The following is a 26,771-nucleotide window of genomic DNA, read 5'->3' on the forward strand; positions in this document are numbered from 1 at the left end:
CCGAAACATCGGTCTGACCGGGGGATTTGCGCACGTTACCGCGGAATGGCCGAGGCATCTTTGACGAACACGATCCCGTCCGTGCCGCCCACGTGTGCCGGGTCCAGCGGGGCATAGCCGTACCACGGCGACACCCGCGGCACCGGTGCCGCGTCGCCGAGGATGGCGGCCAGCTCGGCGGTGCCGACGACAGCGTTATCCTGGGGGAGCGCGTACAGGATCCCCTCGATGGTGTCCGGCGGCGGTGCCTCGACGCCGCGGTGCCGGAGCTCGCCGAGGGCCGTGGCCACAAACGCATACTCCGGGCCCAGCCTGCCGCTCACGACCGCACCGGCGCTCCACCACTCCAGCGGCCGCCCACCCATCTGCATCCCGCTCTGGTGCCGCTGGAAGTGCCCGTTGTGCGCATGCGCCAAAACCGGACCCCGTTCGGCGAGGGCCAGGAGATTCGCCGCCATCATCGATGCCCGGACGCCCGCCAGCCCCTCCCATCGAGCCGGCGACGTGTCCGCCAGCCAGTGGTGATACCGCAGCAGCCCCACCGCCGTCCGCCCGAACAGCCGAGCCCGTTCGGCGTCCCCGCCCAGCTGCGGCTCGTGCATGTCCAGCAGCCCCACCAGATCATCAGCGATCAGCCGCAACTCCCGAGCCGCGCCCGTCCGCCCCACGCCCTGCGCGGGATCACGCATCACCGCAGGATTAGTCCACCGCTCGTCACCCCCAAGTAGCCGGTCAAGCGCCTCCGCATCGCAAGGCAACCGGGAGGGGGAGAGCCGTGCGGCGAGGTAACCGTGCAGCCCGCCCAGCGCATGCCGAGGGCTAGCCGCATGCGTCATCTCCAGCGGCCCGTCGAACCCGGCAAAGCGCACCCACTCCGCCGCCGGCCGTCCCTCGTTGTAATCCCGCATCCACCGCACCAGCGCCCGATTCCCCGCACCGGCGCCGAGCTCGTGATGGCTGAACCCACGCTCCATGACCTCGTCAAGGTCACCCTCGCCCGTGGTGACGTACCGGTCCGTGACCAGCCCCGCCAGGCAGTCACTCTCGAGCGCGACGGTCCGATACCCCTCAAGCTCCACCAGCTCCCGAAAGAGCGAGTTCCGCACCCCCAACAGCACATCAGCCCCATGCGTGGGCTCCCCGAGACAAAGCACCCGAGGCCGCCGACCCACCATCCCCACAACAGCCGAAGCATCCACCAGACCAGTCATGCCACTAAACGCTATCGCTGAACTCCCGAGTGAACCTCAAGGGCAAAACCCAGCGCACAAAGCCGCCCAACCCTCAAACGGGCGTCAGTCCAGCAACCCCCGGGCCGCAGCCCGCCGCAGCTTCCCCGAGGGAGTCTTAGGCAGAGACCCGGGCGGCAGAACTTTGACGACAGCCGGCCGAACGTCGATCTCGGCAACCACCCGGGCCGTAACCGACCGCCGGATCATTTCCTCGGCCGCGGCATCCCCCGCAGCCCGGGACTCGGCCAGAACCGCGAAGGACTCCCGGGACAGACTTTCCCCCGCGGACAACCGAACAGCGACGACATTGCCGGACCGCACCCCTTCGACATGCCCCGCCGCCCGCTCGATGTCCGTCGGGTAGATGTTCCGGCCGCCCATGATGATGACGTCCTTGCGGCGCCCGCAGATCACGATCTGCCCGTCGGCCAGGTATCCCTCGTCGCCGATGTCCAGCCACCCGTCCGCGTCCCGGGCCGGCTCGAAGCCCGACGTGGTCAGGTATCCGTCGGTCACCGATTCGCCGCGCAGCTGGATGCGTCCCACCAGACGCTCGCCGAGCGGCTTCCCGTCGTCGTCGACGACCCGCACCTCGACGCTCGGGAAGGGCCGCCCCAGCATCGGCAGCCGCCGGACGCCGGAAGCCGACGTAGCCGACAGTGCGCGCCCCGAATTTTCCAGTTCGTCCGCCGACACCACGTCCACCAGCATCGGGTCGCCCATCTCCGACATCGAGATGACCAGCGTGCTCTCCGCCGCGCCGTAGCAGCAGTTGACCGCGGACGCCGGCAACCCGAACCGCGACGCCGTGGTGACGAACGCGGTCATGGTCTCCGGATCGATCGGCTCGGCACCGTTGCCGGCCACCCGCAGCGCCGAGAGGTCGAGTTCGCCGTCGGACACCTGGGCCAGCCGGCGCCCCAGCACCGCCCACGCGAAGTTGGGCGCCGTGGTGATCGTCGCGCGGTGCCGGCTCATCAGCTCGGCCCACAGCGTGGGCCGGCTCAGGAAGTCGGCCGGGGTGACGCTGACCAGTTCCATCCCGCTCAGCATCGGCAGCAGCAGGCAGCCCACCATGCCCATGTCGTGGAACATCGGCAGCCACGACACCATCACCCCGGACGGGTCGCAGCCCAGGTGCCGGGCCGCGTCGGTGAGGTTGGCGTACAGGTTGCGGTGGGTGATCCGCACCGCCTTGGGCTCGGCGGTCGACCCGCTGGTGAGCTGCAGCAGCGCGATGCCGTCCTCGGCCGCCTCGACCGGCGTGAAGTCCGGCCCGTCGAACAGCGAGAGGGCGAGATGATGCGTGATCCCGTACGCCGCCAGGACCTCAGCCATCGGTTCGAAGGGTGACCCGATCACCACCTGCTTGGCGTCGATCATGCGGAGCACCCGGATCGTGTCGTCCCGCCAGGTCGCCAGGTCGGTGCGCGGGGTGGGCTGGTGCAGCATCGTCATGCTGCCGCCGGCCAGCCAGATCGCCTGGGCCACCGGGGCGATCTCGGCGGGCGAGCCGGCCAGCACCGCGACCGCGTCGCCGGGTTGCAGGCCGGCGCCGGCCAGCCCGCCGGCTATCCGCCGGGCCAGTCGGTGCAGGTCGGACCAGGTGCGGCGGGACACGGCGTCCGGTCCCCCGGTCACCATGCCCGTCGGGGCGGTGGCGGCTGTTTCGATCACGCCTTCGACGAATCGGCTCACCCGCCCAGCCTATGGGCCGTTCGAAGAAACAGGCAGCTACGCGCGCGACCGGCCGAGGTAAACGTTGCGGGCCGTGTAGTAGGTCGTACCGGTCGGGCCGGGGGAGCCGGACGAGCCCTCCATCTGCAGGTTGATGATGATCCACATGGGCTTGTTCACGAAGTTCGCGCCCCGGTGCTGGCCCTTCCACACGCCGTCCAGGTAGTAGTGGATGTCGACGTCGGTGGCGTTCACCTTGGCGATCCAGACCCGGTACGAGTGCCAGGCCGCCGGGTTCGACACGCTCACGATCGTGTTCGACCAGCCGCCGGACGCGTTCTTGTAGGTGTTGAACCAGTTCCGGTTGTCGCCCTTGTATTCCAGGATGTCGCTTTCCGGCGGCCAGCTGGTGGCACCGGTGATCCAGAACGCCGGCCAGGTGCCCCGGGCCGACGGCGCCTGGAACTCGCCGCGCAGCTCGTACTGCGGGAACGTGTCGTTGACCAGCACCTGGTCCTTGGCCCAGACCGCGCCGGACTCGTAGTGGATGTTGCCCTGGCCGCTCACCGGGTTGGCCTTGATCTGCAGCGTGCCGGCGCTGGGCAGGTACACGTGGCTGTTGTCGGTGGCGCTGCCGATCATCCGGGCTGAGCCGTTGTGGGTGGGGCCCCACGGGTAGTTGAAGTTCCACTCGGAGGTCAGCGTGGCCCGGCTCTGGAACGAGTTCTCGATCAGCGTCTCCCAGGTGGCCGCCTCGGCGTCGCGGCCGGGGGCGCTGATCGCGACCACGCCGGCGGTGGCCATCACCGCTAGTGCCGCGCCGGCCGTCCGTAGCTGTTTCTTCATCGTTCGTGTCCTTCCGCAGGACGTGGGGGATGGGGGTCCCCCCTTGGTAATAGATCGATGAACATCACGCTATGGGGTAGTCCCGTTCGTGCAAAAACGAACACGACCGCAACTATCCGGCGCAGGCCAGGCGGGCTGCGGCCCAGTCGGCGTGATCACCGCCGTTCCCGTCGCCGCCGTCGTTGACCCGGAGCTGGAGAACCTGGCCGCCGGTCAGGTCGGCGTCGACGGGGGCGGCCGGGCCCGCGCCGGTGCGAACGCCGCTGTCGGCCACCTTGGCGCCGTCCACCCAGACCTCGAAGCCGACCGACCCGCGGCTGCCGATCTCGTCGTCCACGCCCACGTCGGCGCGGAACCGGGTGCAGTCGCCGCCCAGGTCGACCAGGATCGACGACACCGCGTGCGCGCCCAGGCCCTTGGCGTACGTGACGCCGCCGATGGTGAGTGTCTGCCCGTCCGCGGCGCCCTGCTCGCCGTTGCTGCGGTCCGGCTCGACCGGGCCCCAGCCGTTGCTCTGCACGGTGTACGGCCGGTCGCTGAGCCACGTGTAGCCCGGCGGCAGCGGCGCAGCCGTCGAGGCGGTCGCGGTGGTGGTCGACACGAAGCCCTCGGCCGTGCTGGTCACCGCGGTCGCGGTCAGCTGGTACGTGCCCACGTCGGTCCCGGCCGGCGCGGTCACCTGGAAGGTGGCGGTCGCCGACGACGCGACCCGGCCGAGCTCGACCACCGCGGGCGTCACCGTCCAGCCGGCCGGCGCGGCCAGCCGGACCGACGCGCTCGCCAGCCCGGCCGCGCACGCCGTCGACACGGTCACCCGTACCTCCTCGGGCTTTGCACCCTCGATGGCGCCGTCGGTCGCGGCAGTCAGCCCGGGCGGGCACGGAGCCGGCGTCGAGGCATCCGGCACCCCGCCCGCGCGGATCTCACCCGCGGTGAGCGGGCGCAGCACCAACTCGTGCGAGTACGCCCTGGTCGGCGACAGCTTGAACGGGTCGAGCACCGAGTTCGGCGTCTCGCCCATGCCCGTCTCGCCGGCCTCCGCGTGCAGCGTGACCCAGCCGTCGTTGCGCACCAGCGGCAGTTGGTGGTCGTATTCGGCCCGGTCCAGGTCGTCCCGGTCGGTGACGCTCACGTCGGTCATCCCGCCGACCAGCAGGCCGGCGCGGCCGTCGTGCAGGCTGGCCCACCGGGCGTCGGTGTGGTTGCCGTTCGCCTGCGGGCGCGAGTAGCGCACATACTCGCCGGCCACCGTGCTGCGGTAGACGCCCATCCGGGCCCCGCTGCGCCGGTCGTTGTAGGTCTCGTGCGGCCCACGGGCGTAGTAGGCGAACTTCTGCATGCTGTCCGGCAGCCGCAGCGAGATGCCGACCCGCGGCAGGTAGGGCAGTGACGCGGCGCCGCTGCCCTGCGGCGTCACGTTCTGGGTCAGCGTGATCGTGCCGCGCCGGTCGATGCGGTAGCGCAGCACCTGGTCGAAGGAGATCGTCGTGCCGGCCACCGTGCTGCGCACCTCGACGACGACGGCATCCGCCGCGGTGGAGGACTGCACCCCGGTCACCGTGGTGCGCAGCCGGTCCAGGCCGACCTGATGCCAGATCCGGCGGTCGTCGGTGCCCCAGCCGTAGGTCTCGTTGCTGGTCGGCGGCCGGTACACGTCCAGCTGCGGACCGCCGGCCAGCAGTTCGCGGCCGCCGGCCCTCATCGAGGCGAGATCGCCCTTGTCGAAACGGTAGGAGAAGCCGGCGCCGGACACCGTGACCGTGTCGCCGTTCTCGGCCAGATGCGGCCGGCCGTCGACCGGGAGGGGCAGGATCCCGCCGACCGCGCGCCCGCCGACCGCGAACTGGTCATAGCCGACCACCCAGCCTTCCGCGGTGGAGGCGGTCACGTTGAGGAATCGTTCCCGATCACCGGGGTTGGGCGGTGCCGCACCAAGATCTAAATCGTGCGTGACGCCGGGTTCAAGCCGCCGGGTCAAAACGCCGGCCCGCAGGCGACCGCCCTGTTCCTCAAAAGACCAATGAAGCCGTACGTCGAAAGCCCCGGCCTGCTGCTCGTTGTGCACCCGGACCTTACCGGCGCGCGCGTCGACCGCGGTGAACCGGACCGGCGCCTGGGCCCAGGCCATCTCGGCCGTCTCCGGCTGCAGATAGCGGTCCGACCCGACCAGCCCGTCGGTGCCGGACAGGCTCAGCCCCAGGCTCAGGAAGTCGCCGCGGCGCTGGAAGGAGTCGAAGTTGAGCGCGAGAACGGCGTTGTCAACAGGGTCACCGGCCAGCTCGGCCGCGGTGAGTGCCCGCCCGTAGATCCGCGCGTCGTCGATCACCCCGGTGCCGGTGCGGGCGTTCCACAGGTCGCTGTCCTGCTGCGTCTCGGCGTTGCGGCCCAGGTTGACCTCGAACAGTCCCGGGTCCACCGCGCCGGTCCGGGCCGTCGCCGCGACCTGGGTCCCGTCGATGAACAGCCGGAGCTCGGCACCGTCGTAGACGCCGGACACCCGGTGCCAGGCCCCGTACCAGTCGGCCGGCACGTCGAACGCCACCGCCGCCCAGCCGCCCGCGTTCACCCCGAACTCCAGAGTGTCCCGGTCGCGCATCTGCAGGGCGTACGCCTGCCCCTTGGTGAGGATCGGGAAGCTGCCGGCCCAGGCACCCGGCTTGACCCACGCGTCCAGCGTGAGCGGCCCGGTGAGGTCGAGCCGCCGGTCCCGGAACACGTCGACGAAGTCGTCCAGGCCGGACAGGCTCACCGCCTGCCCGCGCCGCCCGGACACCGGGGTGGGCTTGCCGACCAGGAACGACTGGATCCGGTTGCGCGAGGCGTCGGGCGTGTGGATCAGCGGCTGGCGCAGGTCCTGCTCGGCCCAGTCCCAGATGAAGCCGCCCTGCATCTGCGGGTTGCGCCGGGCCAGCGCCCAGAACTGGTCGAAGTTGCCGAGGCCGTTGCCCATGGCGTGGGCGTACTCGCCCATCACGATCGGCTTGGCGGAGCTGTTGGTGCGCGCCTCGAGCCGCGCCGGGGTCGGGTATCGCGGACCGTCCACGTCGGCGAACGGCGCGTCCCCGTCCGGGCTGTTGGACTGGTGGTAGAGCAGCCGGGTCGGCTCGTTCGCGTCCGCCCAGGCGGCCATCGCGTGGTGCGCGGTGCCCAGCCCGGCCTCGTTGCCGGTGTCCCAGAAGATCACGCTCGGGTGGTTCTTGTCCCGCTCCACCATGGCCTGGAACCGGTCGGCGAACGCCTTCTGCCACTCCGGACGCGAGGCCAGGCAGTTCGACGGGCAGTTCTCGTGGTTGTGCGTCTCGATGTCCACCTCGTCGTCGACCCACAGGCCGTGGCGGTCGGCGAGCCGGTACAGGTACGGGTCCGAGGGGTAGTGCGAGGTGCGGACCGCGTTCAGGTGCAGCCGCTTCATCAGCGTCACGTCGGAGCGCTGCCGCTCGCGGGTGTTGTAGCGGCCGGTGTCCGGGTCGGTCTCGGCGCGGTTGACGCCCTTGACCAGGATGCGCTTGCCGTTCACCAGGATCTGCTTGTCGCGTACCTCGACCTCCCGGAAACCCACCGGCTGGCTCGCGGTGTGCAGCACGGTGCCGTCCGCGCCGACGAGTTGCAGTACCAGGGCATACAGGTTCGGATCCTCGGCACTCCACTTCGCCGGGTTCCGCACCGGCACGCTCAGGGCCACCTGCGCTCCGGCTTCGCCGTCCGCCTCCGCGGTGGTCACGGTCCGTGCGGAGGGGTCACGCAGATTTGCCCGTACGGTGTAACCGCCGGCCGGCCCGGCGACGTCGACCCGCGCGGTCAGCGTGGCATCCCGGTACTGGTCGTCCAGGTCGGTGGTCAGGTAGGCGTCGCGCAGGTAGGCGGGTTCGGTCCGGTACAGCCAGACGTCGCGGAAGATGCCGCTGTACCGCCACTGGTCCACGTCCTCCAGGTAGGCACCGGAACCCCAGCGGTGCACCTGCACGGCGATCTGATTGCGGCCGGCCTTGAGCAGGCTGGTCACGTCGAACTCGGCCGGGGTGTAGCCGCCCTGGTCGTAACCCGCGTAACCGCCGTTGACCCAGACGAAGAACCCGCTGGTCACGCCCTCGAAGCGGAGCACCACCCGGTCGCCGGCCCAGTCCGCGGGCAGTGTCACGGTGCGCACGTACGCGCCGGTCGGGTTGACGTCGCGGGGCACCCGCGGCGGGTCGTCCGGGACGATCTCGGTGGGGATGTTGCGGAACACCGGGTGGTCGATGAAGTCGGACTGCCAGGTGTGCGGCACCTGGGCGACCGGCCACCCGGACGCGTCGAAACCGGCATCGTGGAACGCGGCGGGCACGTCGTCCGGCCGGTCGTAGATCTTCAGGCGCCAGCCGCCGTTGAGTGTGGTCACGTTCGGGTTGGCGGCGTTGCGCTCGTGCAGGTCGGCCAGCGCGCTGCGGGCGTCGGGGTAGGGCCGCAGGTCGGCGTGCGGTGGCTCCTGCCCCTCGGCGGTCATCTCCGGGTCGTCGAGGTAGCGGTAGACGTCGGCCACGGAGCCAGGACCGGCGGCCGGCGCGGCCCGCACCGGGGTCACCGGGATCAGCGCGAAGGCGAGCACTGACGCGAGGGCGAAACGGAGGCTCATCGGTTGACTCCTTGCGACCAGCCGCACACAGATTGATGAGTCTCCATGCTTAACTGTGTTTGGCTATGAGTCAACGTGTGAGTTGGTGCGCACATGAAAAACCGCCCGGCCGACGAGCGACCGGGCGGTTCGGCGGATCGGGATCAGCAGGTGATGCCCGAGTCCGCGCTGTAGGAGGGGGTTCCGCCGTACTGGAACGTGCGGGCACTGCGCAGGTTGACCGTGTAGTGCGAGCTGGTGGACTGGAGGTCCAGCGCCACGACGGGACCGTTCAGGTAGCTGATGCTGCCGATCACCGCGGCACCCGGGTCCTTGCCGGGCAGGCCGTTGCCCATCTGCGAACACGGGTTGGCGGAGCCGGCGACCTCGCCGAAGAGCTGCACCAGGCCGGTCTGCCGGAATGACTCGACGCCGCCCTCCTCGGTCCAGAGCTTCTCGGGGAAGTAGCCGATGAACTCGGAGTCGTACGAGATCCACCAGGCGTCGTCGACGAACTGGATGCCGAACCGCTTGGCCCCGGTGGCGAGCTTGGCGCCCGGCTTGACGGTCGGGTGGGTCTGCACCCAGCCGCAGCCGTTGTAGCAGGACGTCTTGCCGTTGACCCAGTGGTAGACGAAGAGGTGCGGCTCCTCGCTGCCGTTGTTGACCGCGCGGTCGACGGTCCAGCCGACCTCGACGATCTGCTTGCTGTCGCCGGACTGCACGGCCAGCTCGGCGAGCGAGTGTGCGTCCTTGGCGTGCAGCCGGGGCTTGGCGATCGAGAGGTTGGCGTAGTAGCCGTCGGTGACCGCGACGTGCCGCCCGAAGTTGTAGAAATAGCTGGTCGCAGCGGCCAGCGTGGTGGATTTCGCGGTCTCGGCGGCCACGCCCGGGCGACCCTTGGGGGCATAGCGGCCGACCGGCTCGGTCGCCCCCCGCGGGTCGAGCGCCGCGCTCAGGCCCGCGGCGCGGAGCTCCTCGCTGCTCATCCCGGCCTTACCGGTGCGGATCCTGGATGGCTTCTCACCCCAGGGCAGCAGCGCCGGTGGGGTCGAGTCAGCTGCTTGCGAGCCGGTTGCGGCGGTGACCGGGGTCGCCTCCGCATCCACCATCGCGGCGACGCCGAGGGCGCCCACCACTGTTACGGCCAGCCCGGCGGTCAGTAGACCGCGGCGCAACTTCAGCACGTGTCCGTCCTTGTTGATCGGGGTCCCGTGAGCACCCGCAACGATATAACTTCTTCAATACCGAAACGGTTGCTCGCGGAACTTCAGCCCGAACGTCGGAAGGGACCAACCGACCCGTGGAAGCGCCCCAGGTGAGAGGCTATGCGAAGACGCTTCTTTCACGGGCCTTGCCGAGCAGCAGCGCCGGCGGGGTGAAACGGTCGCCGTACCGGGCCGCCAACTGCTCGGCGCGGGCCACGAAGCCGGGCAGCCCCCCGGCGTACTGGTTGATGTACTGCAGGACGCCGCCGGTCCAGCCGGGATAGCCGATGCCCAGGATCGAGCCCACGTTCGCCTCCGCGACCGAGGTGAGCACGCCCTCGTCGAGGCAGCGGACGCTCTCGATCGCCTCGATGAACAGCATCCGCTCGCGCAGATCCTCGAACGGCACCCGCACGTCGGGGCGGGCGAACGCCGCCAGGCCCGGCCAGAGCCGGGTGCGGCGGCCCTCGGCGTACTCGTAAAAGCCCTTGCCCGACGACCGGCCCGGCCGTCCGAACTCGTCGATCATGCGATCCACCACGGCGTCGGCGGGGTGCGGGGTCCAGCCGGGGCCGGCCGCCGCCCGGTACTCCTCGCGGATCTTGCGGGGGAGCGTCAGGGTGAGCTCGTCCATCAGCGCCAGCACCGGCGCCGGGTAGCCGGCCTGCATGCTGGCCTGCTCGATGCTGGCCGGCGGCACGCCCTCGGCGAGCATCGCGATGCCCTCGTTGGTGAAGGTGCCGATCACCCGGCTGGTGAAGAAGCCGCGGCTGTCGTTGACCACGATCGGGGTCTTGCGCAGCCGGCGCACCACGTCGAGCGCCCGGCGCACCGCCTCGTCGCCGGTCTTGGCGCCGGGGATCACCTCGACCAGCGGCATCTTGTCGACCGGGGAGAAGAAGTGCAGCCCGATGAAGTCGGCCGGGCGGCGCACCCCGTCGGCGAGCAGCGTGATCGGCAGCGTCGACGTGTTCGAGCAGAGCAGTGCGCCCGGCGCCACCACGTCCTCGATCTCGGCGAACACCCGCTGCTTGAGCGCCACGTCCTCGAAGACCGCCTCGATCACCAGGTCGGCGCCGGCCAGGTCGGCCACGTCCGCGGTCGCGGTGATCCGGGCGAGCAGCTCCGGCTTGCCGAGCTTCGCCGCGTACGAGCGACCGCGTTCGGCGGCCTCGAGGGAGACGTCCCGGAGCACCACGTCCAGGCCGGCGCGGGCGCAGACGAACGCGATCGCGGCACCCATCATGCCGGCGCCGAGCACCGCGACCTTGGTGACCGGGGGCACCTCGCCGATGTCGCGCCTGCTCACCGCGTTCAGGTCGAAGAAGAACGCCTGGATCATGTTCTTGGCGACCGGGCCGGTGACCAGTTCGACGAAGTACCGGCTCTCGATCACGAACGCGGTGTCCACGTCGACCTGGCAGCCCTCGACCGCGGCGCAGAGGATGTTGCGCGGCGCCGGGTAGGGCGCGCCCTTGAGCTGCTTGCGCAGGGTGGCCGGGAACGCGGGCAACTGCGCCGCGAGCGCCGGGGTGGACGGGGTGCCGCCGGGAATGCGGTAACCCTCGGTGTCCCACGGCTGCCGGGCGTCCGGGTTGGCGCGGATCCACGCACGGGCCGTGGCAAGCAGCTCCTCCGGGGTGTCCGCCACGTCGTCGATCAGGCCCAGCTCGGCCGCCGCGGCGAGTTTGTGCCGGGTGCCCCGCAGCAGGACCTGGGTCAGAGCAGAGATCAAACCCAGCAGCCGTACGGTGCGGACCACGCCACCACCGGCCGGCAGCAGACCGAGCGTCACCTCGGGCAGTCCCACCTCGAGCCGCGGGTCGCGCAGCGCGATCCGCCGGTGGCAGGCCAGCGCCAGCTCCAGCCCGCCGCCCAGCGCCGACCCGTTGAGCGCCGCCACCACCGGCCGGCCCAGCGTCTCCAGCCGGCGCAGCTGCCCCTTCACATAGCTGGCCTGCTCGAACGCTGCGGCGCCCTGGTCCGGCCCGATCGCCTTGAGCCCGTCCAGGTCGCCGCCGGCGAACCAGGACTTCTTGGCCGACGTGATGATCACGCCGGTGATGTCGTCGCGTTCCGCCTCGAGCCGGTCGACGGTGGCCGCCATGCTCCGCACGTACGCCTCGTTCATGGTGTTCGCGCCGCGGGCCGGGTCGTCGAGGGTGAGCACGACGATGCCGTCGTCCCCGCGATCCCAGCGGATGGTCTCGGTCATTAAGGCGTCCTCCGTGCTCAGAGCCGCTCGACGACGGTGGCGATGCCCATCCCGCCGCCGATGCAGAGAGTGACCAGGCCGTACCGGCCGCCGCGCCGCTCGAGTTCGTCGACGACGGTGCCGAGGAGCATGGCGCCGGTGGCGCCGAGCGGGTGACCGAGTGCGATCGCCCCGCCGTTGACGTTCACGATCTCCGTATCGATCTTGAGATCGTCGATGAAGTGCAGGACCACCGCCGCGAACGCCTCGTTGATCTCGACCAGGTCGAGGTCGTCGACGGTCAGGCCGGCCCGGTCCAGGGCCTTGCGGCAGGCCGGCGCCGGCCCGGTCAGCATGATGGTCGGGTCGGCGCCGCTCAGCGCGGCCGACACGATCCGGGCCCGCGGGGTGATGCCGGCCCGCTCGCCGGCCGCCGCCGAGCCGATCAGGGTGAGCGCCGCGCCGTCCACGATGCCGGACGAGTTGCCGGCCGTGTGCACGTGCTCGATCCGTTCGACCCAGTGGTATTTCTCCAGCGCCACCGCGTCGAACCCGCCCTGCTTGCCGATCGTGGCGAAGGACGGCTTGAGCGCCGCCAGCCCCTCGGCCGTGGTGTCCGGCCGGTGGTGCTCGTCGCGCTCCAGCACGACCAGGCCGTTGCGGTCGAGCACCGGCACGACCGAGCGCGCGAAGTGTCCGTTCTGCCAGGCCTGCGCGGCCCGCTGCTGCGAGCGCAGCGCCCAGGCGTCGACATCCTGCTGGGAGAAGCCGTCCAGGGTGGCGATCAGGTCGGCGCCGACGCCCTGCGGGACGAAGTCGGTGGCCAGGTTGGTCTCCGGGTCGAGCGCCCAGGCGCCGCCGTCCGAGCCCATCGGGACCCGGGACATCGACTCGACGCCGCCGGCCAGCACCAGGTCGGCCCAGCCGGCCCGGACCTGCTGGGCGGCGCTGTTCACGGCCTCCAGCCCGGAGCCGCAGAAGCGGTTGAGCTGCACGCCGGCCACCGTGTACGGCAGGCCGGCCGCGAGCGCCGCGGTCTTGGCCAGGTCGGCGCCCTGCTCGCCGATCGGGGAGACGACGCCGAGCACCACGTCGTCGAGGTCGGCCGGATCGAGGTCCGGCAGCCGGCGGCGCAACTCGCCGATCAGGCCGACGACCAGCGAGACCGGTTTGACGCCGTGCAGCGCCCCGGTCCGCTTGCCGCGGCCGCGCGGGGTGCGTACGGCCTCGTAGAGAAACGCCTCGCCAGTCACCGCGGCCTCCGTTCGTATGCGAATCCCCATTAACTTATTGGTTCGTTTCCGCTCGCTGTCAAGGTTCTCGATGCCGGTCTGGCGCGAATCACAGCTAACCCGGCTACGCTGTCGCGGTGTCCAGCGCAGCGGTTCGCAAGCGGCCCAAGGACCGCAAGGCCCAGATCGCCCAGGTCTCGGCGGAACTGTTCTGCGTCCATGGCTACCACGGCGTCAGCCTCGAGGAGATCGCCGCCACGGTCGGCATCAGCGCCCCCGCGGTCTACCGGCACTTCCCGAGCAAGTACGCGATCCTGGTCGCCGCCACCCGCGGCCTGATCGACGCCACCCTCGACGCCACCGGCCTGCCGCCGGCCGCCGATCCGTGGGCCACGCTGGACGCCCAGGTCGGCGCGCTGGCCCGGCTCTCGGTGGCGCACCGCCGCACCGGCGGGCTCTATCAGTGGGAGTGGCGCTACCTCACCGACGAGCACCGGACCGAGTTCGGCACCGACCTGCTGGTGCTGCGCGAGCGGCTCGTAGCGCCGCTGCTGGCGGCCCGGACGGAGATCGCCCCCGAGGACGCCGACGCGCTGGTCCGGGCGGTGCTCAGCGTGTTCGGCAGCCTCAGCACCCACCGCGGACCGATCGCCAAGGGCCGGGCCGAGCAGTTGCTGTCCCGGGTCGCCCGGTCGGTGCTGCGCGGCGAGCCGCCCACCCCGGTGCCGCCGCCCGGCGCCCCGGTCCCGCCGGTCCGGCCGGCCACCCGCCGCGAGATCCTGCTGGCCGAGGCGATCCGGCTGTTCCGCCGCCGCGGCTACCACGCGGTCAACCTCGAGGACATCGGCCGGGCCGCGGGCACCACGGCGTCCAGCGTCTACCGCTACTTCCCGAGCAAGGCCGACCTGCTCGCGGCCGCCTTCTACCGGGCCTCCGAACGGGTCGCCGAGGCCACCGCGGCGGCCCTGGCCGGCGCGGACGACGACGCGAGCGCGCTGGCGCGGATGGTCGACTCGTACGTGGATCTGACCTTCGAGCGCAGCGACCTGGTCTCGGTCTACCTCGCCGAGAACAACAACCTGCCCGAGGCCGACCGGCACGAACTGCGCAAGGTGCAGCGGCTGCACGTCGAGGAGTGGGTGCGCCTGCTCGGCGCGGCGCGGCCCGGCCTGGCCGTCCCGGAGGCGCGGGTGCTGGTGCACGCCGCGCTCAACATCGTGACCGACCTGAGCCGCTGGGTCCGGTTCGACCGGCGCACCGGGATGGACCGGCACCTGAGCCGGCTCATGCACGCGGTGATGAGCGCCTAAAGTTAATCCAGATTCTCGTCTAGCGCTAGGTTCGACCTGCCCAAAATCGCGCCCTGAGCACGCGAGCCTTCCCAAGAAGTTAATCGCGGTTTACGTTCTTGGTCATGGACACAGGTCTCTTTGAGGACGCCGCGGTCATCCGTCAGGTGGCCGGCGAAGGACTCCTGCTGGCCGGCGGCGGGCGCGCGACGCTGCTCCAGATCGCGCACCCCGGTGTCGCGCAAGGGGTGTACGACCACAGCAACTACGCCGAGCGCCCGCTCGACCGGCTGCGCACCACCCTGAGTTACGTGTACGGGGTGCTGTTCGGCACCCGCGAGGAGGGCCGGCAGATCAGCCGGGCCGTCGAAGCCATGCACCGCCGGATCACCGGGCCCGGCTACTACGCCAACGACCCCGACCTGCAGGTCTGGGTCAACGCCACGCTGTACGACACCGCCGTGGTGCTCTACCAGCGGGTGGTCCGGCCGCTGTCGGCCGCCGAGGCCGACGTCTGCTACCGCCAGTACAGCGTGCTGGCCACCTCGATCGGCTGCCCCGAAGACGCCTGGCCGGCCGACCGGGAATCTTTCGAGCGCTACTACGCCCACATGATCGACACCATTCAGGTCGGCGACGCCGGCCGGCACATCGCGAACGCGCTGCTCTGGCCGGAGAACCTGCCGCTGCCGCTGCGCCCGGCGATCCCGGTCAACCGGTTCGTCACCATCGGCCTGCTGCCCGCACCGATCCGGGCCGGTTTCGGCTACCCGTGGTCGGCCCGCCGGCAGCGGCTGCTCGACCGCAACCTCAACCTCACCGCCGCGGTGTATCCGCGGCTGCCGCGCGTCCTGCGGCACATACCCAAGGACTACTACCTCAGGGATCTCCGCCAGCGAACCGCCCGGCGCCGCAAACCGATCGCGGCCGAGGGCTGAAGGAGGCCAATGTCATGGACACCCCCCTCGGGTTGACCGTTCCCGCGTTGCTGCACCGCAACGCCACCGAGTATCCCGACCTGCCCGCGCTGACCCTGCTCGGCGCGGGGACGACCCGCACCTGGCGGCAGCTGCGCGACGAGGTGGCCGCGCTGTCCCGCGGCCTGGCCGAGCTCGGCCTGAGCTCCGGCGACCGGATGCTGATCATGATGTCCAGCCGCCCCGAGCACTGGCTCGTCGACCTCGCGGCCATGCACCTGGGCGCGGTTCCGTCCACCGTGTACGCCACGCTCGCCTCCGACCAGTTGCGCTACCTCGCCGAGCACAGCCGGGCCGAGATCGTGGTGCTGGAGAACGAGGCGGCGCTGGCCAAGTGGCAGCCGTTCCTGGCCGACCTGCCCGGGGTGCGGCACGTGGTGGTCGTGGACTCTCCCGATGAGGGCGGGCGCATCATCGCGCTGCAAACGGTCGCCGCCCGGGGCGCCGAGGCACACGCCGCCGACCCCGCCGCGTTCGAGAAAACCTGGCGGGAGATCCGGCCGGAGCAGCCGGTGACGCTGCTCTACACCTCGGGCACCACCGGCGACCCCAAGGGCGTGGTGCTCACCCACCACAACGTGGTCTATCAGGCCGTCGCGCTGGAAAACACCGTCGAGACCCCGCCGCACGCGCCGACGCTGGCCTACCTGCCGCTGGCGCACATCGCGGAACGCATGCTCGGCATCTACATCCCGATCTACCGGGCCGGGCACGTGACCATCTGCCCCGACCCGACCCAGGTGCTGGCCGGCCTGGTCGGCGTGCGCCCGGCGTCGTTCTTCGGGGTGCCACGGGTGTGGGAGAAGATGGTGGCCGGCCTGCAGGCCCAGCTCGGGCTCGCCGATCCCCCGGTGCGGGCCGCGGTCGACTCGGCCCGCGCGGTCGCCGCCGAGGTCTACAAGCTGCGCGGCGCCGAACAGCCGATCCCGCCTGACCTGGCCGCCCGGCACGCCGCGATGGACGCCCAGATCCTGCGCCCGATCCGCGCCAAGCTCGGCCTGGACAACGTGGTGATGGCCGGCAGCGGTGCCGCGCCGATCCCGGTCGAGGTGCTGTACTACCTGGCCAGCATCGGGGTGGACGTGCTCGAGGTGTGGGGGATGACCGAGACCACCGGCACCGCCACGATCAACACGCCGGAGCACTTCCGCACCGGCTCGGTGGGCCGGCCCAACGCCGGCATGGAGATCCGGCTGGCCGGCGACGGCGAGATCCTGGTACGCGGCCCGCTCGTGTGCGCCGGATACCTGCGCCCCGACGGCGGCGTCGAGCCGATCACCGATGCCGACGGCTGGCTGGCGACGGGTGACGTGGGGACGATCGACGGCGAGGGCTACCTGACCATCACCGACCGCAAGAAGGAACTGATCATCAACTCGAGCGGGAAGAACATCTCACCCGCCCAGATCGAAAACCTGCTGCGCGCGCACCCGCTGGTGGCACAGGCCGTGGCGATCGGCGACCGCCGCCCGTACGTGACCGCCTTGATTGTCCTGGACGCGGAGACGCTGCCACTGTGGGCCCGCGGGCGCGGCCTTTCGCCGGCTCCCGTTTCCACGCTCGCTGAAGATCCGGTGCTGCTGGCCGAGATCGCCGGCGTCGTGGCCGCGGCGAACTCGAAGCTGTCCCGCCCCGAGCAGGTCAAGTCGTTCCGGGTGCTCCCGACGGCGTGGACACCGGAGAGTGGCGAGCTCACACCCACCCTCAAGCTGCGGCGCCGCGTCGTGCAGGAGCGGTACGCGGACGCCATCGACCAGTTGTACGCCGGATGAGCGCGGCGGAGGGCCGCACCCCCTGGAGATCACCCTTCCGGCCTTCTCCGGCGACGACGTCCGCGCCGGCCAGGTCTTCATCCGAGCGGGCACCGTACGAAGCAACAACCTCTCCGTAGCCGGCGACCTTGTCGATTTCCGGTCACGACGGCGGCGTCGGATGGTGGCGGCGCCGAAGCCGCGATGCTGACTGGCCGTTGTGTGGGCGGCGCAGGAGCCGGCGGGAGCGCGGATCGCGCGGCCGGGATGCCGCCGATGCGTGATGGGTGGGGCCTCCGGGCCGGCTCGGCGGGCGGGCCGGCCGGCCCGGAGGGGGTCCTCAGTGGCGGCGGTGGCGTGGGGGATTGGTGATGCGGCGCCAGGTGGACCAGGCGATCAGCAGGGCCAAGGCGAGCACCAGCAGCGCCACCGGCCAGCGCGGCCACAGGAAGCCGTCGCCGCTGCGGGCCTGGGAGAGCATTTCCGGGTCGGCGTTGGGGCCGGGTCGGGCGGCGGCTCGGGCGGTGGCCAGCGTCTGGGCCGGCAGGGCCATGAAGTCGACCATTCCCGAGCTTTCCAGCAACGGGAGCTGGGCCATCATCGTGCTGGCGGTTCGGTGGGCCAGGTCGCGGATCACGTCGTTGCGGGTGTGGACCCGCACCGTGACAGCCAGTTCGAGCAGGGAGCCGTCGGAGGTTCGCAGGCGGTCTATGTAGGCCGCGGCGAAGTCCTCGCCCGAACTTGTCTCCAGGGTGGCCAGGTCGGTGCCGGTGGGGGTGGGCAGCACGATCTGCAGGCGGGTGGCGGCGGTGCGCACCCGGTCGGCCAGCTGGCGGTCCTGCTCCAGGACCTTTCTTCCGATGGTCTGGATCTGAGTGCCGGCGCCGCTGGTTTCGGCCAGTTCGCTGGCGGCTACGGCGAAGGTGGCGGTGTTGTGGGCCTGGGCGACGAAGTCGCGGTCGGTGGCCGACACGGGGCCGGCCGCTTGGGCTGGTGCGGGCACGAGCAGGGTGCCGGCCAGGGCAGCCAGCAGGGTGGTGACGGCTCGCGCGGCGTGGGGCAGGCGAGAAATTGTCATTTCGGGAGGCACTCAAACTCACGGGTGGACGCGGCGTCAAATCGGCAAAGACAGCGCTAAGGAGGAAATAAGCTGTCGCGGTGATGGATGAAGGTCGATTTTCCGGGCGCACGGCACTGGTCACCGCGGCGGCCTCGGGGATCGGGGCGGCCGTCTCGCGGAGGCTGGCGGCAGAGGGCGCGGACGTGCTGCTGATGGACATCGCGGACGACGCCGGGGCGGCGATCGTTGCCGAGATCAAGAGCAACGGCGGCAGGGCAGCGTACGCGCACGGCGACGTGACCGAGGCGGCGGCGTGGCAGAACGTGGCCGCGCAACTCGAAAGCCTGGACGTGCTGCACCTGAACGGGCCGGGGCGGGTGGTGCCGGCGCGGCCGATCCACGACATGCCGGCCGGCGACTGGGACCGGCAGATCAGCGTGGTGCTGAAAGCGACCTATCTCGGCATGCATCATCTGCACAAGCGCCTGAGTCCGGACGCGGCGGTCGTGCTGACCTCCTCGGTGCACGCGCGGACCGGGATCAGGGGCTGTGCGCCGTACGCGGCCGCCAAGGGAGCGCTCGAATCGCTGGCCCGGCAGCTTGCGGTCGAGTACGCGCCGGGCGTACGCGTGAATGTGGTTGTTCCTGGCCCGATCATGAGCCCGGCCTGGGACGGCATCGACGAGGACGGCCGGGCCGCCACCATCCGGGAGACGCCCGCCGGACGGTTCGGCCGGCCGGACGAGGTGGCCGCCGCGGTCGCCTTCCTGGCCGCGCCCGAGGCGTCCTTCATCACCGGAGCCTGCCTGGTGGTCGACGGCGGCTGGAGCGTTTCGACGGAGTCGTCGTGAAGATCACCGCGCTGGATACTTTCCTGGTCCCGCCGCGCTGGGTGTTTCTGCGCGTCCGGACCGATGCGGGCATCACCGGGTGGGGGGAGCCGGTTGTCGAGGGTCGCGCCGAAACTGTGCGGGCCGCCGTTGCCGAGCTCAGCGAATATCTGATCGGGCGGGACCCACGGCACATCGAGGATCACTGGCAGGTGCTGACTCGGGGTGGCTTCTACCGGGGCGGGCCGGTGCTCAGCAGCGCCGTCGCCGGGATCGACCAGGCACTGTGGGACATCACCGGCAAAGCTTCCAACCTTCCGGTGTACGCGCTGCTCGGCGGCCCGGTGCGGGACAAGATCCGGACGTACGCCTGGGTGGGTGGTGACCGCCCGGCGGAGGTGGCCGACCAGGCCCGGGCCCAGGTCGAGGCCGGCTTCACCGCGGTCAAGATGAACGGGTCGGCCGAGATGACCGCGATCGACACCCCGGCCCGCACCCGCGAGGTCGTCGACCGGGTCGCGGCGGTGCGGGCGGCCATCGGCGACACCAACGACGTGGCCGTCGACTTCCACGGCCGGATGTCGACCGCGCAGGCCCGCCGGGTGCTGCCGCTGCTGGAGCCGCTGCTGCCGATGTTCGTCGAGGAGGCCGTGCTGCCCGAGCACAGCGCCCACCTCGGCGCGCTGTCCCGGCAGACCTCGGTGCCGCTGGCCACCGGCGAGCGGCTCTACTCCCGGTGGGACTTCCGCGACGTGCTGCCGTCCGGTATCGCGGTGGCCCAGCCGGACGTCAGTCATGCCGGCGGCATTTCCGAGGTACGCCGGATCGCCGCGATGGCCGAGGCCTACGACGTCGCGCTGGCACCGCACTGCCCGCTCGGGCCGATCGCGCTGGCCGCCAGCCTCCAACTCGGTTTCGCCGTACCCAATCTGCTGATCCAGGAGCAGAGCCTGGGCATTCATTACCACCACGGCAACGATCTGCTCGACTACCTCGTCGACACCGGGCCGCTGCGGGTGGAACAAGGCGAGGTCCGCCGGACCAGAGCGGCGGGATTGGGTATCGAAATCGATGAGGCCGCCGTCGAGCGCGCCGCTCAACAGGGCCACCGCTGGCGGAATCCCGTCTGGCGCCACCCAGACGGGTCCTTCGCGGAGTGGTGAATCAGAGGCCGTACGTCTTGCCGATGATGTCCCGCTGGATCTCGCTGGTGCCGCCGTAGACCGTGCTGATCAGGGTGGCCCGCACGTGCCGCTCCATGTCGTACTCGGTGGCGTACCCGTACCCGCCCATCATCTGCATGCCGGCCAGGGCCACCTCCTTGGCCACCTCGGTGGTCTTGAGCTTGACCATCGAGCTCTCCCGGGGCAGCACCCGCGACGGGTCCCGGTCGACCAGTTCGGCGGTGCGGTAGACGAGCAGGCCGCAGCAGGCGATCTCGGTGGCCAGGTCGGCGATCCGGTGCCGCAGCACCTGGAAGCTGCCGATCGGCCGGCCGAACTGCTTGCGTTCCCGCACGTACGCGAGCGTGTCGTCGAACGTGCGCCGTGCGGTGCCGAGCATCAGCGCCGCCAGGATGAGCCGTTCCAGGTTGAGCCCGGCCATCAGCTGCCACCAGCCCTGGTCGACCGCGCCCACCACCGCGTCGGCCGGGACCGTGCAGTCGGTGAAGTACAGGTCGTTGACCTCGCGGCCGCCCATCGTGTCGATGCCGCTGATCCGCAGACCCGCGGCGTCGGTGGGCACCAGCAGCATGGTGAGGCCGTCGTGGTCGCCGGGGGACCCGCCGGTGCGGGCCACCAGCAGGATCGCGTCGGCGAAGTGCGCGTTCGAGCACCAGGTCTTCTGGCCGTTGAGCACATAGGAGCCGTCCGGTCCGGCGACCGCCCGGCAGCTCAGGTTGGCCACGTCGGAGCCGGCCTCGGGCTCGGACATCGCGATCGAGTAGGTGCGCCCGGCGGCCACGCCACCGAGCACCGTCTCCTGCTGGGCGGCCGAGCCGAAGCGCTGCACCGCACCGGCCACGATGGCCGAGGTGGCGAACCCGCCGATCGGCAGCATCCCGTACGCGGTGTGTTCGAGGAACAGGCAGGTGTCGACCATGCCCCCGCCGGCGCCGCCCCGGTCCTCCGGTATCGAGACGCCGAGCCAGCCGAGGTCGGCCATCTTCTGATAGAGGCCCTGATGGTGTGAGTGCTGGCCGCCGCCGGTCAGCGTGTCACGCAGTTGCCGGGTGCCGGCCTCCCGCTTGGCGAAGTCGGTGAGGGCCTCCGTGAAGGCCCGCTGCTCATCGGTGAAATCAAGATCCATGTCAATCTCATCTCCGGTGCGACCAGGGATTGACAGCGAACGTAGCATATCAAATATCAAATCTTGGAGGCACCGTGTCCGAGGATGTCGTGTACGAGGATGAGGTCATCCAGGCTGTGGACCGGGCCCGCGTCGCGGCCGCCTGGTGGGCCGGGCTTTCGTTCGGGGAGCGGAAGGAAAGGCTCCTCGGCTGGAAACGGATCATCGCGTCCCGGTCCGACGAGCTGTCCGCCGTGATCCACGAGGAGACCGGCAAGCCGGTGGGTGACGCGCTGCTCGAGGTGATGCTCGCGGTCGAGCACCTGGACTGGGCCGCCCGCCGGGCCGGGCACGTGCTGGGCCGGCGCCGGGTCCGCTCCGGGCTGCTCGCCGCCGACCAGGGCGCCGCGCTGGAATACCGGCCGCTCGGCGTGATCGGTGCGATCGGGCCGTGGAACTATCCGGTCTACACGCCGCTCGGCTCGATCTCGTACGCGCTTGCGGCCGGCAACGCGGTGGTCTTCAAGCCCAGCGAACACACACCGCGCACCGGCGTCTGGCTCGCCGGCGCCTGGGCCGAGGCGGTGCCGGACCAGCCCGTGCTCCAGGCCGTCACCGGCGACGGCGCCGTCGGCGCGGCGCTGTGCCGGGCCGGGGTCGACAAGGTGGCGTTCACCGGCTCGGCCGCCACCGCCCGCCGGGTGCTGGCCGCCTGCGCCGAGACGCTCACCCCCGCGGTCATCGAGGGCGGCGGCAAGGACGCCATGATCGTGGCCGCCGACGCCGACCTGGACGCGGCCGCCAAGGCCGCGGCGTTCGGCGGCTTCGGCAACGCGGGCCAGACCTGCGCCGGCGTCGAGCGGGTGTACGTGCAGCGCACCGTCTACGCCGACTTCCTGGCCCGGCTCACCGCGATCGCCGAGACGCTGCGGCCCGGCGCGGACGACGCGGCACCGTACGGGCCGATGACCGTGCCGGCCCAGGTCGACGTCATCCGGCGGCACGTCGATGACGCCATCGACCGGGGCGGCAAGGCGGTGGTCGGCGGGCCCGAGGCGATCCGGGCCCCGTACGTGCATCCGGTGGTGCTCGCCGAGGTGCCCGAGGACAGCACCGCGATGACCGAGGAGACCTTCGGCCCGACCCTCGTGGTCAACCCGGTGGACAGCCTGGACGAGGCGGTGCGGCTGGCCAACGCGTCCCGCTACGGCCTGGCCGCGTCCATCTTCTCGGCCGACCGCAGGGCCGCGGTGGGAGTGGCTCGCCGGCTGCGCACGGGGGCCGCGTCGATCAACGCGGTGCTGGGTTTCGCGGCGGTGCCGGCGCTCCCGTTCGGCGGGGTGGGCGACTCCGGCTTCGGCCGGGTGCACGGCGCCGACGGCCTCCGCGAGTTCAGCCGGGCGCAGTCGGTGACCTGGCGGCGCTTCCGCGCCCCGATGGACCTGATGAGCTTCGGCCGCGACCCGGCCGTGCTGGAACGCGCCAAGCGACTATTCAAGATGCGGCACGGCTAGATTTCAGTCCCAGATGGCGAGGTCGTCCAGATGCTTGATCAGCAGGTCGGCGCCGTCGGTGAAGTGCCGGGTCATCACCGACCGGGCGGCGTCGGCGTCCTGCGCGGCGAACGCGGCCAGCAGCGCCTCGTGGTCGGCCCGCATGCCGTCGCGCCAGGCCGGGTCGGCGGCGTAGAAGCGGGCCGGGGTGTACCGGGTGGCGGTGTGCAGGAACCAGCTGAGCTTGCGGGCGCCGGCCAGCCGGTTGATGGTGCGGTGGAACTCGTACTCCAGGCGCTCGATGTCGGCGGTGCGGCGCGACCCGGCGGCCCGCAGCAGGGCCTTGTTGGCCAGCGCCAGCTCGTCGCGTTCGGCCTCGGTGATCCGGGCGGCCACCCGGGCGGCCAGCTCGCCGGCGATGTCGCCCTGCAGCTGGAACAGGTCGATCACGTCCTGCTGGGAGAGTGGGGCCACCACGTACCCCTTGCGGGGTTCGAGCTCGACCATGTCCTCGCCGCGCAGGGTGAGCAGCGCCTCGCGGACCGGCGTGATGCTCACCCCCAGGTCGGCGGCGACCTCCTCGAGCCGGACCCGGGCGCCGGGACGCAGCTCGCCCGACATGATGCGGCCGCGGAGGGTGGCGGCCACCTCGTCGGAGAGCTGGGGTCGGCGAAGGTCGGCCATGCGGGGAACAGTATCAAATATCAAATTATTGTCGACGGAGGGTGAATCGTGCGGCTGGCCACGACATTGATGTACGCGGGCGACCCGCGGGAGACCGCCGACCAGGTGGCCGGGTGGGAACGCGCCGGCCTGGACATCGTCTGGGTTGCCGAGGCGTACGGCTTCGACGCGCCGACCATCATGGGTTACCTGGCCGCCCGCACCGAACGGGTGGAGATCGGCTCGGCCATCCTACCGATCTATTCGCGCACGCCCGCGCTGCTGGCACAGACCGCCGCGGGACTCGACGCGGTCTCCGGCGGGCGGGCGATCCTCGGGCTGGGCGCGTCCGGGCCGCAGGTGATCGAGGGGTGGCACGGCGTTCCGTACGACCGGCCGATCGCCCGTACCCGGGAGATCATCGAGATCTGCCGGGCCGCCTGGCGTCGCGAGGTGCTCGAACACGACGGCCTCTATCCGCTCCCGCTGCCCGCCGGGCGGGGCACCGGCCTCGGCAAGCCGCTCAAACTGCTGACCCGCCCGGTCCGCGACCGCATCCCGGTCTACGTGGCGGCGCTCGGCGACCGCAACGTCCGGATGACCGCCGAGTTAGCCGACGGCTGGCTGCCGTTCCTCTACGCGCCCGCACACGCCGCCGGGGTCTGGGGCGAGGCGCTGGCGGCCGGCCGGGAGAAGCGACCGGCCGAGCTGGCGCCGCTCGAGGTGGTCGCCGGCGGGCTGCTGGCCATCGGCGACGACGTCGAGGGCCTGCGCGACCTGGCCCGCCCGATGATCGCGCTGTACGTGGGCGGGATGGGCGCCCGCGGCCGCAACTTCTACCACGACCTGGTCAGCCGGTACGGGTACGCCGCCGAGGCCGACAAGATCCAGGAGTTGTACCTGTCCGGCCGCAAGGCCGAGGCGGCCGCGGCGGTGCCCGCCGACCTGCTGGAGCAGACCAGCCTGATCGGCACGGAGTCGTACGTCCGGGACCGCGTCGCCGCCTTCGCCGAGTCCGGCGCGACGGTCCTCAACGTGACCCCGGTCGGCGACGACCCGCTGCGCCTGCTGTCCCGGGTGAAGGAGCTGATGAGCTGATGGGCCGCCGCTACCGCCGCCGGGACGAAATCGCCACCCTCGACCCCGAACGCGACCACCTGGAGATCTATCAGCTGTCGGCCGGCTACGAGTTCCCCTGGGACTACACCCGGGCGCTGGAGTTCGCGCTGTTCCGCACCTACTGCGTCCCGAGCATCTCGAAGCTGCTGGCCGCCACCGGCGAGTTCGAGAAAAGACCGCAGAAGAGGTACGACGACACCGCGCTGCTGATGGGCGAGATCGCCGCACACGGGTACGACTCGCCGCGCGGCCGCGAGGCGCTCAAGGTGGTCAACCGGGCGCACGGCCGCTACCCGATCAGCAACGACGACATGCGCTACGTGCTGTCCACCTTCATCTACGACCCGATCGACTGGCTGGAGCGGTACGGCTGGCGGCCGCCGCACGACAACGAGCGCCTTGCCGCGTTCCACTATTACCGCGAGGTCGGCCGGCGGATGGGCATCCGCGACCTCCCGTCGACGTACGAGTCCTACGCCCAGTTCAAGCGCGACTACGAACGGACGCACTTCACCTACTCGGACACCAACCGGCGGGTCGGCGAGTACACGGTCGGTCTGTTCGCCGCCTGGTTCCCGGGTTTCCTGCGGCCGGCCGTCCGCCTCGGCGTGCGCGGCATGCTCGACGAGCCGATGCTGCGCGCCTTCGGCTTCGAACCGGCGCCGCGCTGGGTCGGCACCCTGGCCGTGGCCGGTCTGCGAGCCCGGGCCGCCGTCCTGCGTCTCTTTCCGCCGCGCCGCCGGTCGCTGCTCGGCGTCTCCAAGCACAACCGCACCTACCCGGGCTACCCCGACGGCTACCGGCCTGCCGACCTGGGGCCCGACGCGCCGGCCGAACGTCTGGGCCGAGCCTGACCGTGTCCGCCGCGTGTTGCTGCCGGCCGGGCTGATCCTGCTGCTGGCCCCGGCGCGCTGTTCCTGCTGCGCTACCGCGTGCCGGAGTCCGCGGTCCGCGGCCGGGTGCTGGCCGTGGCCTATCCCGGCGCCCGCTTCTTTCCCGACCGGGCCGCTCCCATGCTGCGCAATCTCGCCGTGGCCGGCGCCGCGCATGTTGACCAACCACTATCTACTTCGGGTCGCCGTCTGCTAATTTCTCCGCGCTGTGCTTACGGGTCCACGGAAGGGCTCTCGGTGACTGCGGAAACATCGGCTTACAACCCCGCCAGGTTCGGCTCGGAAATGGTCCGCTGGGTGCTGCCCGCGGTGGCCGCGATCGCTCTCGCGATCCGCATGGCGTTCGTCAATCCCGACGCCACCCTGCTCAACGTCCTCGGCTGGGCGGTGACCGCCGGGATCGCCGTGCTCGCCATCCTGCTGAACCGGGTCGGCAAGGCGTGGGTCGGCCGGCCGGTCACGGTGATCTCCGTGGTCGTCACGGTGTTGCTGGTGGTGCAGGCCGTCGTCTGGCCGCGACCGTACAACCAGGACGAGCCGTCGCTGTACTTCTCGGGCAAGATCCGGGTCGGGGTGTCCGGCGACATTCCGGGCTGGAACTCCTTCGACGCCAGACTGATCGGCTGGATCATGGAGCACTACGGCGTCGAGGACTGGGAATCGATCCGGCTGTTCCAGAATCAGCGCGACAAGGCACTGCAGAACGGCCGCGTCGATATCGTCGTCTCGTCGTACACCGCGAACACGTTGCGGGCCAAATCCGTGGACTTTGCCGGGCCCTATTACCTGGACACCGCCGGGGTCTGGGGAAACGCCGGCAAAATCCGGGAGGGCGCCTGGTTCAGCCCCGATGCCGAAAAGCACAATCCCACGGTGTGCGGCGTGCTGGGCACCACCGGGAACAGTTCCATGGCCAGTTTCCTCGCCACCCAGGACCCCAAGGCGGGCGGCGCGATCATGGCGACCGGCGTCTACCAGAACACCGCCGACTGCCTGCGCGACATGTTCGACCCCAACAGCGAGGTGGTGTACGCGGCGACCGACTGGAGCACGCTGAAGGCGTACAACCCGGACGCCGAGGTCGTCGACGCGAACCGGACGCATCCCCACATCGACCGCTCCACCGGTGCCCTGGTCGGCACCGATCCCGGGCTGGCCGGCTGGGACTCGGTGGACAAGCCGCAGTACTACGGCGTGGCCATCCGGGACGGCCACCCGGTGACCTGCCGCGACCTGACCACGGTCGTCCAGGAGTTCGTCGACCAGACCAGCAGCCTGGACCGCGGCTACAGCGAGGCGTACGCGCAGAGCATCGGGCCGCGGCTCGGCCCGGTGGCCACCGACTGGCACCGCCCCAACTTCGACGCGCTCAACTGGGGCGGCAGCGGTTCGCCGATTTGCGAGTAGTGCGAAGTAGGTGACAGCCC

At 71.1% G+C, this 26,771-nt stretch carries 19 protein-coding genes; 9 read left to right on the forward strand and 10 right to left on the reverse strand.

What is annotated here, in order from left to right; genetic code table 11:
• Positions 1-35: 35 nt before the first annotated feature.
• The 7 genes from Ari01nite_RS14285 to Ari01nite_RS14315 form a co-directional block, all read right to left on the reverse strand.
• Positions 36-1,211, reverse strand: a complete 1,176-nt coding sequence (locus Ari01nite_RS14285) for an erythromycin esterase family protein (RefSeq protein ID WP_203781707.1) — start codon at positions 1,209-1,211, stop codon at positions 36-38.
• 84 nt (positions 1,212-1,295) lie between these two features.
• Positions 1,296-2,930 carry a fatty acyl-AMP ligase gene (locus Ari01nite_RS14290; RefSeq protein ID WP_203781708.1) on the reverse strand — a complete coding sequence of 545 codons (1,635 nt, stop codon included), beginning with the start codon at positions 2,928-2,930 and terminating at the stop codon, positions 1,296-1,298.
• A gap of 36 nt (positions 2,931-2,966) precedes the next feature.
• Positions 2,967-3,755 (reverse strand): family 16 glycosylhydrolase, encoded by a 789-nt coding sequence (locus Ari01nite_RS14295; RefSeq protein WP_203781709.1) that lies wholly within the window; start codon positions 3,753-3,755, stop codon positions 2,967-2,969.
• Positions 3,756-3,867: 112 nt separating this feature from the next.
• Positions 3,868-8,367 carry a glycoside hydrolase family 2 TIM barrel-domain containing protein gene (locus Ari01nite_RS14300; protein ID WP_203781710.1) on the reverse strand — a complete coding sequence of 1,500 codons (4,500 nt, stop codon included), beginning with the start codon at positions 8,365-8,367 and terminating at the stop codon, positions 3,868-3,870.
• 143 nt (positions 8,368-8,510) lie between these two features.
• Entirely contained in the window at positions 8,511-9,533 is a 1,023-nt protein-coding gene (locus Ari01nite_RS14305) for a neprosin family prolyl endopeptidase (protein ID WP_239162743.1), read from the reverse strand.
• 139 nt (positions 9,534-9,672) lie between these two features.
• Positions 9,673-11,769: a 3-hydroxyacyl-CoA dehydrogenase NAD-binding domain-containing protein gene (locus Ari01nite_RS14310; protein WP_203781711.1), complete on the reverse strand. Its 2,097-nt coding sequence runs from the start codon at positions 11,767-11,769 to the stop codon at positions 9,673-9,675.
• Between the two features lie 17 nt (positions 11,770-11,786).
• Entirely contained in the window at positions 11,787-13,001 is a 1,215-nt protein-coding gene (locus Ari01nite_RS14315; protein ID WP_203781712.1) for an acetyl-CoA C-acetyltransferase, read from the reverse strand.
• A 116-nt stretch (positions 13,002-13,117) separates the two neighbouring features.
• Here Ari01nite_RS14315 and Ari01nite_RS14320 point away from each other — a divergent pair, with 116 nt between their 5' ends.
• From Ari01nite_RS14320 to Ari01nite_RS14330, 3 genes are all read left to right on the forward strand, one after another.
• Positions 13,118-14,290, forward strand: a complete 1,173-nt coding sequence (locus Ari01nite_RS14320; RefSeq protein ID WP_203781713.1) for a TetR/AcrR family transcriptional regulator — start codon at positions 13,118-13,120, stop codon at positions 14,288-14,290.
• Positions 14,291-14,394: 104 nt separating this feature from the next.
• Positions 14,395-15,207: an oxygenase MpaB family protein gene (locus tag Ari01nite_RS14325; RefSeq protein WP_203781714.1), complete on the forward strand. Its 813-nt coding sequence runs from the start codon at positions 14,395-14,397 to the stop codon at positions 15,205-15,207.
• Positions 15,208-15,221: 14 nt separating this feature from the next.
• Positions 15,222-17,018, forward strand: a complete 1,797-nt coding sequence (locus tag Ari01nite_RS14330; RefSeq protein ID WP_203781715.1) for an AMP-dependent synthetase/ligase — start codon at positions 15,222-15,224, stop codon at positions 17,016-17,018.
• A 319-nt stretch (positions 17,019-17,337) separates the two neighbouring features.
• On the opposite strand, the gene Ari01nite_RS14335 is transcribed toward Ari01nite_RS14330, so the two are convergent.
• Entirely contained in the window at positions 17,338-18,075 is a 738-nt protein-coding gene (locus tag Ari01nite_RS14335; protein ID WP_203781716.1) for a DUF4142 domain-containing protein, read from the reverse strand.
• Positions 18,076-18,158: 83 nt separating this feature from the next.
• Here Ari01nite_RS14335 and Ari01nite_RS14340 point away from each other — a divergent pair, with 83 nt between their 5' ends.
• Entirely contained in the window at positions 18,159-18,908 is a 750-nt protein-coding gene (locus tag Ari01nite_RS14340; RefSeq protein ID WP_203781717.1) for an SDR family NAD(P)-dependent oxidoreductase, read from the forward strand.
• On the forward strand, positions 18,905-20,050 hold the full coding sequence (gene dgoD / locus Ari01nite_RS14345) for a galactonate dehydratase (RefSeq protein ID WP_203781718.1): 1,146 nt from the start codon (positions 18,905-18,907) through the stop codon (positions 20,048-20,050). The genes Ari01nite_RS14340 and dgoD overlap by 4 nt, the downstream gene beginning before the upstream one ends.
• 1 nt (position 20,051) lies before the next feature.
• Here the strand turns inward: dgoD and Ari01nite_RS14350 are convergent, their stop codons facing one another.
• Positions 20,052-21,197: an acyl-CoA dehydrogenase family protein gene (locus tag Ari01nite_RS14350; protein WP_203781719.1), complete on the reverse strand. Its 1,146-nt coding sequence runs from the start codon at positions 21,195-21,197 to the stop codon at positions 20,052-20,054.
• A 74-nt stretch (positions 21,198-21,271) separates the two neighbouring features.
• On the opposite strand from Ari01nite_RS14350, the gene Ari01nite_RS14355 reads away from it, so the two are divergent.
• Complete coding sequence (locus Ari01nite_RS14355) at positions 21,272-22,690, forward strand: aldehyde dehydrogenase family protein (RefSeq protein WP_239162744.1); 1,419 nt, start codon at positions 21,272-21,274, stop codon at positions 22,688-22,690.
• A gap of 3 nt (positions 22,691-22,693) precedes the next feature.
• Here Ari01nite_RS14355 and Ari01nite_RS14360 read toward each other — a convergent pair whose 3' ends face one another.
• Positions 22,694-23,353, reverse strand: coding sequence for a GntR family transcriptional regulator (locus Ari01nite_RS14360; protein WP_203781720.1), 660 nt, complete (start codon positions 23,351-23,353; stop codon positions 22,694-22,696).
• A gap of 48 nt (positions 23,354-23,401) precedes the next feature.
• Between Ari01nite_RS14360 and Ari01nite_RS14365 the strand changes: the two genes are divergently transcribed.
• From Ari01nite_RS14365 to Ari01nite_RS14375, 3 genes are all read left to right on the forward strand, one after another.
• Positions 23,402-24,430, forward strand: a complete 1,029-nt coding sequence (locus tag Ari01nite_RS14365; protein ID WP_203781721.1) for an LLM class F420-dependent oxidoreductase — start codon at positions 23,402-23,404, stop codon at positions 24,428-24,430.
• Complete coding sequence (locus Ari01nite_RS14370; RefSeq protein WP_203781722.1) at positions 24,430-25,305, forward strand: oxygenase MpaB family protein; 876 nt, start codon at positions 24,430-24,432, stop codon at positions 25,303-25,305. The genes Ari01nite_RS14365 and Ari01nite_RS14370 overlap by 1 nt, the downstream gene beginning before the upstream one ends.
• A 324-nt stretch (positions 25,306-25,629) precedes the next feature.
• The gene (locus Ari01nite_RS14375; protein ID WP_203781723.1) at positions 25,630-26,751 is read left to right on the forward strand and encodes a type 2 periplasmic-binding domain-containing protein; all 1,122 of its coding nucleotides are present in this window, start codon (positions 25,630-25,632) and stop codon (positions 26,749-26,751) included.
• Positions 26,752-26,771: the final 20 nt, after the last annotated feature.

It is taken from the genome of Paractinoplanes rishiriensis, assembly GCF_016862375.1.
GTDB classification, from domain to species: domain Bacteria; phylum Actinomycetota; class Actinomycetes; order Mycobacteriales; family Micromonosporaceae; genus Actinoplanes; species Actinoplanes rishiriensis.